Origin of the sequence: Dickeya oryzae (assembly GCF_020406815.2) — a bacterium.
GTDB lineage: Bacteria > Pseudomonadota > Gammaproteobacteria > Enterobacterales > Enterobacteriaceae > Dickeya > Dickeya oryzae.
Genome location: NZ_CP162670.1, coordinates 214,306 through 226,713, shown reverse-complemented (window position 1 = coordinate 226,713; position 12,408 = coordinate 214,306). Strand labels below are relative to the sequence as shown.

Below are 12,408 nucleotides of genomic sequence, written 5' to 3'. Positions count from 1 at the left end.
CAGGGAGCCTTCCTTTAATGGTTCAAGATTACGCGCTGGATTATTGTGAAATTGACTGCAAATGCAACGCACCACGACTAATATCGCGTAGTCGCCGCGCTGCTTCTTCCACTGCCGTTATAGGAAACGCCAGTTGGAGGGCAACATCACCCGCGTATTCCGTTGAGACGATGTTCCCCTGTAATGCCAGTACCACGCTCTCCACCTGCGGCAACAACGCATAGTCGCATTGCAATCGATAGTTCTGATACATCACTTTCTGGTGTACTGACAGTTGTTTCAACGCGTGCTGGACGCCACCGCCATAGGCTTTGACCAGCCCGCCGGTGCCCAACCTGATGCCACCATAATACCGTATCACTACCGCCACGATTTCACCGATGCCACTCCCCATCAATTGAGCCAGCATCGGTTTACCGGCGGTTCCCGAAGGTTCTCCGTCATCAGAAAAGCCGAGCTGTTGAGAATCGACGGGGGAGCCTGCGACATAGGCCCAGCAATGATGGGCCGCCGAGGGATGCTGCTCACGAGCCTGCTGAATCACGTATCGAGCCGCTTCCACCCCACAGGCAGGTGCGAGCAGGGTAATAAAACGACTCTTTTTAATGTCTTCATCGACGCTGACAGGTGCCGCGGGCACCGGATATGACTGCATCAGGCCAGATCGAGCGCACGCGTTAAGTTTTCGATGCGTTTGTCATGGACCACGATATTGTCTTCAATACGGATACCACCAAACGGACGTAACGCATCCAGCTTCTGCCAGTTGAAATGCTGGCGCAACTCACCCTGACGCCAGGGTTCGAGCAGAGAATCGATGAAATAGATACCCGGTTCGATTGTCAGCACCATGCGCGGTTCCAAAATACGGGTACAGCGCAAATAGGGATAGGCAGACGGCGCTGGCAAGGTGGTGCCAGTGTCATCCTGCATAAACCCGCCGACATCGTGTACCTGCAAGCCAAGCGGATGGCCCAGGCCATGCGGCAGGAACGGCGAGGTTACCCCCTGCTCTACCATCGCTTCTTCACTCAGCCCAGTCACGATCTGATGGCGTTTAAGCAGCGACGCAACACGGTGATGCATCTGCAAATGGTAATCGGTATAACGCACACCAGCTTTCATCGTATCGATCAGCGCCAGTTGCTCGTGATTCAGGTCCCTCACCAGCGCCGCATACTCACTGTCATGCTGCGCGGCATAAGTGCGGGTAATATCTGCCGCATAACCGTTATATTCCGCACCGGCATCCAGCAGGAAACTGCGCATTTCCGTCGGCACACGCTGTTCCAGTTGGGTGTAGTGCAGCACCGCCGCATGCTCGTTAAGGGCAACAATATTGTCATAAGGCACATCGGTATCACGGTGCCCCGTGGCAGTCAGGTACGCCAGATTAATATCAAACTCGCTCATGCCGGACTGGAACGCTTCGTAAGCAGCACGATGACCAACTACCGCTGTTTTCTGCGCTTCGCGCATACAAGCCAGTTCATAATCCGTTTTGTAGGCACGATGGTAATGCAGATAATCCAGTACGCCTTTCGGGTTGATGTGCTCCGGCGTAATCTCCAGACTTAGCGCGCGCTGCGAAGCGGAACCGATATAGGCAACCCGCTGCCGCTGGGCAGGCAGTTGCGCTGCAATATCATCGGCCTTGCGCAGCACCTGGATATCCAACGACGTCGTCCAAAAACTGTCCGGCACTGGCGCAACGTTATGCCAGTAATCAACGGGGGAATAGAACCACAGCTTCGGCGTATTGACCCCATCCACCCACAACCAGCAATTCGGCACCTGTGTCACCGGCAGCCAGGCTTTAAACTGCGGGTTAACCTTGAACGGATAGGCATGGTCATCCAAAAACGCCATCATCAACTCACCGGAGTGTATTAATAAGGCATCCAGGTTATGCCGAGCCAGAACTGCCTGCGTGCGTTGCTGCAGGGTCGCCACATGTTGATGATACAAAGAAGCCAGCGTTTCCATCATAATCCCCATTGATAACCACCTGTTTTCCAGTGTAACACAGCCCCCCGATGACGGCAGCGTTGCTCAGCCTGTGATCTTCCCGGCAAATCCCTCACGCATTGTTTGCATTTCATTAACATCAAACCCACAATTTTCTTCACTATCTGGTCGTACCAGATAACGGATAACAGTGGAGAACACCATGATCTATCAAGGCGACACGCTGTACCTCAACTGGCTGGAAGACGGCATTGCCGAACTGGTTTTTGCCGCGCCTGGCAGCGTCAATAAACTGGACACCCGTACGGTGGCCAGTCTTGGCGAAGCCCTGAATCACCTGAAAGAACACCCTTCGCTCCGCGCCCTGCTACTGCGTTCGGACAAACCCGCGTTTATTGCCGGAGCGGACATCACCGAATTTTTATCGTTGTTCGCTGCACCGCCGGAAACCCTTCATCAGTGGCTGACCGACGCCAACGCCATTTTCAGCCAACTGGAAGACTTGCCGGTGCCGACACTCTCCGCCATCAACGGTTATGCGCTGGGCGGAGGATGCGAATGTGTGCTGGCGACCGATTTCCGCCTGGCGACACCCGATGTTCGCATTGGCCTGCCAGAAGTGAAACTGGGGATCATGCCAGGGTTTGGCGGCACAGTTAGGTTACCGCGACTGCTGGGTGCCGACAGCGCGCTGGAAATCATTACCGCCGGTAAAGACCTCCCTGCCGACGAGGCCCTGAAAGTTGGGTTGATCGATGCGGTGACCAGCAACGATAAGCTGCTGTCGTCAGCGTTGCATATGTTGCGTCTGGCGGCGGAGGATAAACTTGACTGGCGAGCCCGTCGCCGCCAGAAACAAACGCCGCTACGGCTTAACCGCATCGAGGCAACCATGAGTTTTGCTACCGCCAGCGCACTGGTGCAGCAAGCAGCCGGTCCTCACTACCCTGCGCCAATGACAGCGCTCAAAACCATTGAAGCTGCCGCCAGATTAGATCGTGACGCCGCGCTGAAACTGGAAACCGACAATTTCGTTACGCTGACGCAAACCACAGCGGCGTACGCGTTGGTCGGTGTCTTCCTGAACGAACAAGCGGTAAAAAGCACGGCTAAAAAATGGGCTGGCGACGCGTCGTCACCAGCACGCGTTGCGGTACTCGGTGCCGGGATCATGGGTGGCGGTATTGCCTGTCAGTCGGCACGTAAAGGCGTGCCGGTATGGATGAAAGATATCAACGAGAAAGCGCTGACGCTGGGGATGGAAGAGGCCGCCAAACTACTGAATGCACAGCTACAGCGCGGCAAGCTGGATGCCCTGAGCATGATGGGCATACTGGCTCGTATCCACCCGACATTGAATAACAATGGGCTGGAGCAAGCGGACCTGGTTATCGAAGCGGTGGTGGAAAACCCACAAATAAAGGCCAGAGTACTGGCCGATGTCGAGGCTTGCGTCAGTGAGCAGACGTTGCTCGTTTCCAATACCTCGACCATTCCTATCGGGCAGTTGGCCACCGCCTTGCAACGACCACAAAATTTCTGCGGCATGCATTTTTTCAACCCGGTACACCGGATGCCGTTGGTAGAAGTGATTCGCGGCCCCCAGACCGATGAGAAAACGCTGGCTCGCGTAGTCGCTTACGCCACCAAAATAGGGAAAACCCCGATTGTAGTGAATGACTGCCCCGGATTTTTCGTTAACCGTGTGCTGTTCCCTTATATCGCCGCGTTCTGTCTGCTATTGCGTGACGGTGCGGATTTCCGCGATGTTGATGCCGTGATGGAAAAACAGTTCGGCTGGCCGATGGGACCGGCTTACCTGCTGGACGTGGTCGGGCTGGATACCGCCCACCATGCTCAGGCGGTAATGTCGGCAGGTTTTCCGCAGCGCATGGCAAAAACCTACCGCGACGCGGTCGATGTCCTGGTGGAACACCAGCGTTTGGGTCAGAAAAGCGGTGCTGGCTTCTACCATTACAGTCCGGATGCGAAAGGCAAACCACGCCGGGAACAAGACGACCAGACCGATATTCTGCTGGATGCCGCCTGCGGGCCGAAGCGGACCTTCAGCGCACAAGAGATCACGCATCGCCTGATGGTACCGATGCTCAACGAAGTCGCACGTTGTCTGGAAGAGGGGATCGTCGCCACACCGGCGGAAGCCGATATGGCACTGCTTTACGGACTGGGTTTCCCACCGTTCCATGGCGGTGCCTGCCGTTATCTGGACACACTGGGTAGCCAGCACTACGTGGACATTGCCCAATCGCTGGCGTCGCTGGGGCCGCTTTACACCATACCGGAAAGCCTGTTGCGGATGGCTAAGTTCCAGCAGCGCTATTACCCGGCGGTTGAGCCGCTCGCAGACCTTTCTCTTCACCAACCGGCATAAGGACGCACGACGATGGAAAATGCAGTGATTGTTGATGCAGTGCGTACCCCGATGGGTCGATCCAAAGGTGGTGCGTTTCGTCAGGTTCGGGCTGAAACCCTGTCCGCGCACTTGATGCGCAGCCTGCTGAGTCGTACCCCAGCGCTGGAAGCGGATAAAATCGACGACATCTACTGGGGATGCGTGCAACAGACGCTAGAGCAAGGCTTCAATGTGGGGCGTAATGCCGCATTGCTGGCTGAAATTCCCCACTCGGTACCCGCCGTCACCGTCAACCGTCTGTGCGGTTCATCCATGCAGGCGTTGCACGACGCAGCACGAAACATCATGACGGGTGATGCCGAGGTGTGTCTGGTCGGTGGTGTCGAGCATATGGGGCATGTGCCGATGAGCCACGGTGTTGATTTTCACCCCGGCCTTGGCAAAAACATCGCGAAAGCCGCGGCGATGATGGGGCTGACGGCAGAGCTACTGGCACGCCAGCACCACATCAGTCGTGAAATGCAGGACGCTTTCGCCGCCCGCTCACACCAGCGCGCCTGGGCTGCGACCCAGTCCGGGGCATTTCGCCATGAAATTATCCCCACCACCGGTCATAACGCCGACGGCGCGCTACATCCTTTTGACTACGATGAAGTCGTCAGGGCTGATACCAGCCTCGACGCTCTGGCAGCTCTGCGCCCGGCATTTGACCCGGTGAACGGTACGGTCACAGCCGGTAGCTCATCAGCATTGTCAGATGGTGCCGCCGCGCTACTGGTGATGAGCGAATCCCGTGCGCTGGCGTTGGGGTTAACGCCACGGGTACGTGTGCGGGCGATGGCGGTCGTTGGCTGTGACCCTTCCGTGATGGGATTCGGTCCGGTACCCGCGACCCAAAAAGCGCTACAACGGGCGGGACTCGCTGTGAGCGATATTGGTCTGTTTGAACTCAATGAGGCGTTTGCCGCCCAAACGCTGCCTTGTATCAAAGCATTAGGATTGATGGATAACCTGGATGATAAGGTCAACCTGAATGGCGGGGCGATTGCGTTGGGCCATCCGTTGGGGTGCTCCGGTGCACGTATTATCACCACACTCATCAATTTGATGGAGCAGCGAGACGTAGAATTCGGTGTGGCAACCATGTGTATCGGGTTAGGTCAGGGTATTGCCACGGTGCTGGAGCGGGTATAACCCGCCCGTATTGATGTCCACCAGCTACCCATTGGCTACGCTTCATCGCTATCATCCCCCCGTCGGCGTTATTACGTCGGCGGGGGCGAACACAGATAGCGCAGTAAGCCACCCGCACCGGCATCCTATAGGTGCCAAAACAATGTGTAGGTGCCAAAACAACGTGGCCGGGATAACAACCCGGCCACGACAGAACAGCAAGCAAACTGGCAAGATCAGATGAAAGAAAACGCGTCGCTGTACATATGTGCAGGCTGTGCGCCACGTTCATTACAAAAACGCTCACGGGCGATTTTTGCCATTTCAAAACGCCCTGCGATGTAAATGTCGTGCGAGGCCAGTGTGCCGAAATCCTGGAGCACAGCGCTTAACACGGTACCAGAACGGCCATGCCACTGTTCGTCCGGCTGTTCAACGACCGGGATCACGTTCAGGTTGGAATGCGCCTGCGCCAACGACTGCAACTCGCCCAAATCGTATAAATGACGCAGTTCACGTCCGCCCCAATAGACGGAAACCTGACGCTCTGGCTGACGTGCCAGCACCGTCAGTAAAATAGAACGCACGTAAGAAAAACCTGTCCCACCCGCGATCAAAATCAACGGCCGGTCGCTGTCTTCGCGCAGCCAGGCGTCGCCATGGGGAATATCAACCACCAGCGACTTCTCCTTCAGGATGCGGTCCATCACCGCCATTGCATACAGGTTCATCTCGGAAGCGCCGATATGCAATTCAATAGACTCTTGCTCAATAGGCGTTGAAGCCATAGAGAACGGGCGCTTGTCACGTTCGTCCATTACTACCATCAGGTATTGCCCGGCACGGAAGGAAAAAGGTGCCGATGGCAATAAGCGCACCCGGTAAACCGTATCGGTGATAGCGTCCACCGACGTTACTGTACAGCTCAACGTTGTCATGCGATCCCTCTGTAGGGTCAAAACAAAACGGGGAACAGGATAAGCGACGTCAGCGCGGCTTACCACTGTCATTCAATATGGCTAACTCGTCCCATATGGCATCCACACGGGCGACAACCGACGGATCTTTGGTAATAGGATGACCCCATTCACGCTGTGTTTCTCCCGGCCATTTATTGGTTGCATCCAGACCCATCTTGGAGCCGAGTCCAGAAACCGGTGAAGCAAAATCCAGGTAGTCGATTGGCGTATTCTCCACCAGCAGCGTATCACGCGCCGGATCCATACGCGTGGTGATAGCCCAGATCACATCTTTCCAGTCGCGAGCATTAATATCATCATCGCAGACGATAACAAACTTGGTATACATGAACTGGCGTAAAAAAGACCAGACGCCCATCATTACCCGTTTAGCGTGCCCGGCATACTGTTTTTTCATAGTAACGACCGCCAGACGGTAAGAACAGCCCTCCGGCGGCAAATAGAAGTCGACAATTTCCGGAAACTGCTTTTGCAACAGCGGCACGAACACTTCGTTCAGCGCCACGCCCAGCACTGCTGGTTCATCAGGCGGACGACCAGTATAAGTCGAATGATAAATAGCATCACGGCGCTGGGTAACATGAGTGACAGTAAAGACAGGAAAATGATCCACTTCGTTGTAATAGCCAGTATGATCGCCATAAGGTCCTTCCGGCGCGATTTCATCCGCGTCGATATAGCCCTCCAGCACGATTTCAGCACTGGCCGGTACTTCCAAATCGCAGGACACACATTTGACCACTTCCGTCTTGTGACCACGCAATAACCCGGCAAAAGCATATTCAGACAGCGTATCCGGCACCGGCGTTACCGCCCCGAGGATCGTCGCCGGATCAGCGCCCAACGCCACCGCCACCGGGAAGCGCTCGCCCGGGTGCTGCTGGCACCACTCCTGGAAATCCAACGCACCGCCACGGTGTGACAACCAGCGCATAATCAGTTTGTTACGACCAATCAGCTGCTGGCGGTAAATCCCCAGATTCTGGCGCTCTTTGAAAGGCCCGCGCGTCACCGTCAGTCCCCAGGTGACCAACGGAGCGACATCGCCCGGCCAGCAATGCATAATCGGAATCCGCCCCAGATCCACCTCATCGCCTTCCCACACCTGTTCCTGACAGGGCGCGTTCGAAAGGCGCTTAGTTGGCATATTCAGCACCTGGCGAAACTTGGGCAGCTTATCCACCAAATCGCGAAAACCACGTGGCGGCTCAGGCTCTTTCAAAAACGCCAGCAAACGGCCAACATCCCGCAACGCGCTAACCTCTTCCTGCCCCATGCCTAACGCCACGCGTTTCGGCGTACCGAACAGGTTGCACAGCACCGGCATAGCGTAACCTTTGGGATTTTCAAACAGCAAAGCCGGGCCACCAGCACGCAAGGTGCGATCGGCAATTTCCGTCATTTCCAGGTAAGGATCTATCGGCTGATGGATGCGTTTGAGCTCGCCTCTCACTTCAAGCTGTGCGAGAAATTCACGTAAGTCACGGTATTTCATGCTGATCATCAGAAAGGTCAGTGGTGGAGGTATTATAAAGGCTCTTGGTCATGCTGTCGCTTACCGACCATGCTATTTCTGGCACCAGCCTCGCTGATACGGATAATCAACACTGCCTATATTTAGGAATTTCCCCCAACAATTTTATCCCGCAAGGCATAACGCTTTTGCTATCCTCTCCCGCGATAAAAGCCACAGAAAAAAGTGAAACTATGCGAGCCTGGTACCTACTTTATTGCAAGCGCGGCCAATTGTTGCGGGCCAAAGAACATCTGGAGCGTCAGGACGTGGTCTGCCTGAGCCCGATGATCGCGCTGGAGAAAATCGTACGAGGAAAACGAACCGAGGTCAGCGAACCGCTGTTCCCCAATTATCTGTTCGTTGAATTCGACCCGGAGCACATACACACCACTACCATCAGTTCAACACGTGGCGTGAGTCATTTTGTCCGTTTCGGCAACCTGCCGGCGTTGGTCCCTCAGCAGGTGATTGAGGATTTGCAACACCATCAGTGCACCACCCATGTCGACCCGGAAACACCACAACCCGGCGATCAGGTCACCATCACCGAAGGGGTATTCAGTGGCTTAGAGGCTATCTATACCGAACCGGATGGCGAGGCACGCTCCATGCTACTGCTCAATTTGCTGAATAAGCAGGTGCGGCAGAGTATCGACAATCGTCAGTTTCGAAAAGTCTGAACCGTCAGGGCCTGGCCCTGACGGCATGCTGTCATCGACAGTAATTACAGTACAGTGATGACAGCGAGGTCATCAGCGGCGTAACGCGTCATCACGCAACCATTCGGCCACGCGTTTGGCGAAATAGGTCAGCACCCCATCCGCACCGGCACGCTTGAAGCACAGCAGCGATTCCATCACCAGCGGCTGTTCTTGCAGCCAGCCATTCTGGATTGCCGCCATCTGCATTGCATACTCGCCAGACACCTGATAAGCAAAGGTCGGCACGCCGAAGGTGTCCTTCACCCGCCGGACCACGTCCAGATACGGCATACCCGGTTTCACCATCACCATATCAGCGCCTTCTTGCAGATCCTGTGCGATCTCCTGCAACGCCTCATTCGTGTTGGCCGGATCCATCTGGTAGGTTTTCTTGTTGCCGCCTTTCAGGTTGCCCGATGAGCCCAATGCATCGCGGAACGGCCCGTAGTAACAAGACGCGTACTTGGCGGAATACGCCATGATCTGGGTATTCACCAGCCCTTGCTCTTCCAGCTGTTCGCGAATCGCACCGATTCGGCCATCCATCATGTCGCTGGGGGCCACGATCTCTGCACCGGCTTGCGCATGAGACAGCGCCTGACGCACCAGAATCTCTTTGGTAATGTCGTTGACCACATAGCCGTCTTCATCAATGACACCATCCTGACCGTGAGTCGTGTAAGGATCCAGCGCCACATCGGTCAGCAGCCCCAACTCCGGTACGGCATCTTTCAGCGCACGCACCGCACGCTGCACCAACCCATCCGGATTGTAAGCCTCTTCAGCCAGCAACGACTTTTTATCCGCTTCGATCACCGGGAACAGCGACAGCACTGGGATACCCAGTTTAGCAATCACTTCCGCTTCTCTTACCAGCTCATCAATGGTCAGGCGATACACGCCCGGCATGGAGGGTACTTCCTGACGTCCCTGCTTGCCTTCCATGACAAACACCGGATAGATGAGGTCGTTAACCGTAACCTGATGTTCTGCCACCAGACGGCGGCTGAAATCATGGCGACGCAGACGGCGCAGGCGACGTCCTGGAAACGCACCGGGAAAAACATTACTCATCATTATTCTCCTTTCTGGCCCGGGCGGAAAATCCGACGGGCGTTTTCATCCACATTTCTGCCAAGCCATTGCGCATCCTGGCTGCGCCAGAGCGCAACCTGATGGACGATATGTGGCAGAAAACAGGGTTCGTTACGGCGGGATGCAGGCTTAGGATGTAAATCCCGGGGTAACAGATAGGGCGCATCGGTTTCCAGCAACAACCGATCGTCCGGAATCCGGGGGAGTAGCTCGCGTAGCGCCAACCCACGACGTTCATCACACACCCAGCCGGTAATGCCGATCATCAATCCGGCACGCAGGCACTCATCCAGCTCGTCGCCTGAGCCGGTAAAGCAGTGCAACACCACCGCAGGCAGTTTATCGAGCCATGGCGTCAGCAGCGCCATAAAACGCCCATGCGCATCGCGGCAGTGCAAAAAAACCGGCATTCCATGCTCAGCAGCAATCGCCAGTTGTGCGCTGAATGCCTGTTCCTGTTCTTCAGGAGTGGAAAAGTTACGGTTAAAATCTAACCCGCACTCGCCAATCGCCAGCACCTGCTCACGTCCTGCCAGTTGATGAATCAACGCCGCCGTGTCATCACTCCAGCTACTCGCATCATGTGGATGCACACCGGCGGTTGACCAACAGTAATCGGGATATTGCGTGGCGAGCAGGTATGCCTGCTCACTCTCTCTTGCATTGGTTCCGGTTAATAACAAACCCGTCACCCCCGCCTGACGCGCCCTGCTCACCACCTGCTCTTGGTCTGAACGAAACTGTGAGCTGGTCAGATTAACGCCAATATCGAACATGCGCTGATATCCCAAAATCCGTTATGGTGACCACCGTGGACACCCCCAAAAAACAACACCTCCCGAAAGAGGTGTCACAGTAAGAAGGCCGCCGTTTAACGGCGAACGCCACTCAGGAAGACGGCGCAGATTCATCAACGTCTTCTTCTTCCTCTGGCCGACGCCGTTTACCAACGTAGAACCGGGCGAAAAACACGCCGATTTCAAACAGCAAATACATCGGAATAGCCAACAGCGTCTGGGAGAACACATCCGGTGGCGTCAACAGCATCCCCACCACAAAGGCACCCACCAGCACATAAGGCCGTTTCTGCTTCAGACTTTCCGGCGTAACGACCCCACTCCAGCACAGCAACACAATGGCTACCGGCACTTCGAACGACACACCGAATGCCATAAACAACGCCATGACGAAATCAAGGTAGTTATTGATATCGGTCGCAATCAATACCCCCTTCGGCGCGGTCTGGGCAAAGAAACTGAACGCTAACGGAAAGACGATGAAATAAGCAAACGCCATTCCCATGTAAAACAACAGGCTGCTGGACACCAGCAACGGCATCATCAAACGACGTTCGTGCTTGTACAAGGCGGGAGCCACAAACGCCCACACCTGATACAACACCAGTGGCGCAGATAAAAACACCGACACGATCAGCGTCAGCTTTATCGGGGTGAAAAACGGCGAGGCCACATCGGTCGCAATCATGCTAGCCCCAGCCGGTAGTTGTTTAATGAGCGGCGCAGAGACAAACTGATAGATGTCATTGGCAAAGTAAACCAGTGCCAGAAACACGACCAGTACGCTGATAATGCTATTTAACAACCGCTTACGCAGTTCGATCAGATGGCTTATCAGCGGTTGAGTTTGATCAACAGCCATAGGTTAACGATCACCAGAAGGTTGAGAGGAAGAAGCGGGCGGCACCGGCTCAGGTTTGGCCTTGCTTTCAGTATGGCTGGCAGTATGGCTATGGCTGACGTTTTCCGATACCGGCACCGCCGATACAGGTACGTTCGGCACCGTTGTCTCTGCCTGTATTTCTGCCTGCGCAGTCGGCTCAGTAGCCGGAACAGCCACAACAGGGGATGGGGAGGCCGCATCAGGCTTCACATTCTGCTCCGCATGGCTTTGCGCTTTCAGCTCAACTTCCAGCACGCCATCATGCGCAGCTTCTGGATCGGCAAGCGGCACATGCCCTGGCGCATCACTGTTATCCAGCTTGATACTGTGCGGACGCTTCATCGCTTCGGCGGCCTCTTTCAGCTCATCCATCGACGCTTTCAGCTCCGGCGACAAATTTTGCAACTGGCTGGCCTGTTCCACTTTCTTCAGGCTTTCCTGCAATTCCTGCAGTTTCATCTCCTGCGCCAGTTCATTTTGAACCGTCGATGCCAACGAGCGCAGCGCCCGTATCCACCCAGCCACCGTTTTTACCGCTATCGGCAAGCGTTCAGGTCCCAGCACCACCAGGCCTATCACCATCACCAACAGCAGTTCACTAAACCCGATATCAAACACCGGTTACACCTGCTCTTTATGGTGGCTTTTCTCTTCCTGACTTGTCTGCGGCTTGTGCTCCGAAATGGATTTAGTCGCAAAGTCAGCGTCTTGTTGCTTGTCATCGTTGGCAGCAGGCTTATCGTCACTCATTGCTTTCTTGAAGCCTTTGATTGACGCACCAAGATCAGATCCAAGTGACTTGAGTTTACCCGTACCAAATAGCAACACGACAATTACCGCTATCAGTAGCAAACTAGGAAGACTAATACCGCCCATACTGTGCTTACCTCTTTACTCAAAGGAATTCATGTAACACGCTCA

12 protein-coding genes are annotated in these 12,408 nt (G+C 55.1%); 3 read left to right on the top strand and 9 right to left on the bottom strand.

What is annotated here, in order from left to right:
* Positions 1-40: 40 nt before the first annotated feature.
* Positions 41-655: an IMPACT family protein gene (locus LF929_RS01030; RefSeq protein ID WP_038906739.1), complete on the bottom strand. Its 615-nt coding sequence runs from the start codon at positions 653-655 to the stop codon at positions 41-43.
* Positions 655-1,986 (bottom strand): Xaa-Pro dipeptidase, encoded by a 1,332-nt coding sequence (pepQ, locus tag LF929_RS01025; protein ID WP_226093379.1) that lies wholly within the window; start codon positions 1,984-1,986, stop codon positions 655-657. The genes LF929_RS01030 and pepQ overlap by 1 nt, the downstream gene beginning before the upstream one ends.
* Positions 1,987-2,170: 184 nt before the next feature.
* Between pepQ and fadB the strand changes: the two genes are divergently transcribed.
* Together fadB and fadA are read left to right on the top strand one after the other, a co-directional pair.
* Complete coding sequence (fadB, locus tag LF929_RS01020) at positions 2,171-4,360, top strand: fatty acid oxidation complex subunit alpha FadB (protein ID WP_226093337.1); 2,190 nt, start codon at positions 2,171-2,173, stop codon at positions 4,358-4,360.
* A gap of 12 nt (positions 4,361-4,372) precedes the next feature.
* The gene (fadA, locus tag LF929_RS01015) at positions 4,373-5,536 is read left to right on the top strand and encodes an acetyl-CoA C-acyltransferase FadA (protein WP_226093338.1); all 1,164 of its coding nucleotides are present in this window, start codon (positions 4,373-4,375) and stop codon (positions 5,534-5,536) included.
* A gap of 215 nt (positions 5,537-5,751) precedes the next feature.
* On the opposite strand, the gene fre is transcribed toward fadA, so the two are convergent.
* Together fre and ubiD are read right to left on the bottom strand one after the other, a co-directional pair.
* Positions 5,752-6,453 (bottom strand): NAD(P)H-flavin reductase, encoded by a 702-nt coding sequence (gene fre / locus LF929_RS01010; protein WP_038903017.1) that lies wholly within the window; start codon positions 6,451-6,453, stop codon positions 5,752-5,754.
* Between the two features lie 49 nt (positions 6,454-6,502).
* Entirely contained in the window at positions 6,503-7,999 is a 1,497-nt protein-coding gene (gene ubiD, locus LF929_RS01005) for a 4-hydroxy-3-polyprenylbenzoate decarboxylase (protein ID WP_210175129.1), read from the bottom strand.
* Positions 8,000-8,202: 203 nt separating this feature from the next.
* Between ubiD and rfaH the strand changes: the two genes are divergently transcribed.
* Positions 8,203-8,691, top strand: coding sequence for a transcription/translation regulatory transformer protein RfaH (gene rfaH / locus LF929_RS01000; protein WP_012882945.1), 489 nt, complete (start codon positions 8,203-8,205; stop codon positions 8,689-8,691).
* Between the two features lie 72 nt (positions 8,692-8,763).
* On the opposite strand, the gene hemB is transcribed toward rfaH, so the two are convergent.
* The 5 genes from hemB to tatA form a co-directional block, all read right to left on the bottom strand.
* A complete protein-coding gene (gene hemB, locus LF929_RS00995) occupies positions 8,764-9,786 on the bottom strand; it encodes a porphobilinogen synthase (RefSeq protein ID WP_012882944.1) in 1,023 nt (340 codons plus the stop codon).
* Positions 9,787-9,788: 2 nt separating this feature from the next.
* The gene (tatD, locus tag LF929_RS00990) at positions 9,789-10,583 is read right to left on the bottom strand and encodes a 3'-5' ssDNA/RNA exonuclease TatD (protein ID WP_226093339.1); all 795 of its coding nucleotides are present in this window, start codon (positions 10,581-10,583) and stop codon (positions 9,789-9,791) included.
* A 112-nt stretch (positions 10,584-10,695) separates the two neighbouring features.
* Positions 10,696-11,466 (bottom strand): Sec-independent protein translocase subunit TatC, encoded by a 771-nt coding sequence (tatC, locus tag LF929_RS00985; RefSeq protein ID WP_012882942.1) that lies wholly within the window; start codon positions 11,464-11,466, stop codon positions 10,696-10,698.
* Positions 11,467-11,469: 3 nt separating this feature from the next.
* Positions 11,470-12,105, bottom strand: coding sequence for a Sec-independent protein translocase protein TatB (gene tatB, locus LF929_RS00980; RefSeq protein ID WP_210177382.1), 636 nt, complete (start codon positions 12,103-12,105; stop codon positions 11,470-11,472).
* Between the two features lie 3 nt (positions 12,106-12,108).
* Positions 12,109-12,363 (bottom strand): twin-arginine translocase TatA/TatE family subunit, encoded by a 255-nt coding sequence (gene tatA, locus LF929_RS00975; RefSeq protein WP_038903011.1) that lies wholly within the window; start codon positions 12,361-12,363, stop codon positions 12,109-12,111.
* Positions 12,364-12,408 lie beyond the last annotated feature (45 nt).

Excerpts from the sequence above, each read along its gene's own strand:
- LF929_RS01030 (WP_038906739.1), bottom strand. The coding sequence starts at position 655 with ATGCAGTCATATCCGGTGCCCGCGGCACCTGTCAGCGTCGATGAAGAC.
- pepQ (WP_226093379.1), bottom strand. The coding sequence starts at position 1,986 with ATGGAAACGCTGGCTTCTTTGTATCATCAACATGTGGCGACCCTGCAG.
- fadB (WP_226093337.1), top strand. The coding sequence starts at position 2,171 with ATGATCTATCAAGGCGACACGCTGTACCTCAACTGGCTGGAAGACGGC.
- fadA (WP_226093338.1), top strand. The coding sequence starts at position 4,373 with ATGGAAAATGCAGTGATTGTTGATGCAGTGCGTACCCCGATGGGTCGA.
- fre (WP_038903017.1), bottom strand. The coding sequence starts at position 6,453 with ATGACAACGTTGAGCTGTACAGTAACGTCGGTGGACGCTATCACCGAT.
- ubiD (WP_210175129.1), bottom strand. The coding sequence starts at position 7,999 with ATGATCAGCATGAAATACCGTGACTTACGTGAATTTCTCGCACAGCTT.
- rfaH (WP_012882945.1), top strand. The coding sequence starts at position 8,203 with ATGCGAGCCTGGTACCTACTTTATTGCAAGCGCGGCCAATTGTTGCGG.
- hemB (WP_012882944.1), bottom strand. The coding sequence starts at position 9,786 with ATGAGTAATGTTTTTCCCGGTGCGTTTCCAGGACGTCGCCTGCGCCGT.
- tatD (WP_226093339.1), bottom strand. The coding sequence starts at position 10,583 with ATGTTCGATATTGGCGTTAATCTGACCAGCTCACAGTTTCGTTCAGAC.
- tatC (WP_012882942.1), bottom strand. The coding sequence starts at position 11,466 with ATGGCTGTTGATCAAACTCAACCGCTGATAAGCCATCTGATCGAACTG.
- tatA (WP_038903011.1), bottom strand. The coding sequence starts at position 12,363 with ATGGGCGGTATTAGTCTTCCTAGTTTGCTACTGATAGCGGTAATTGTC.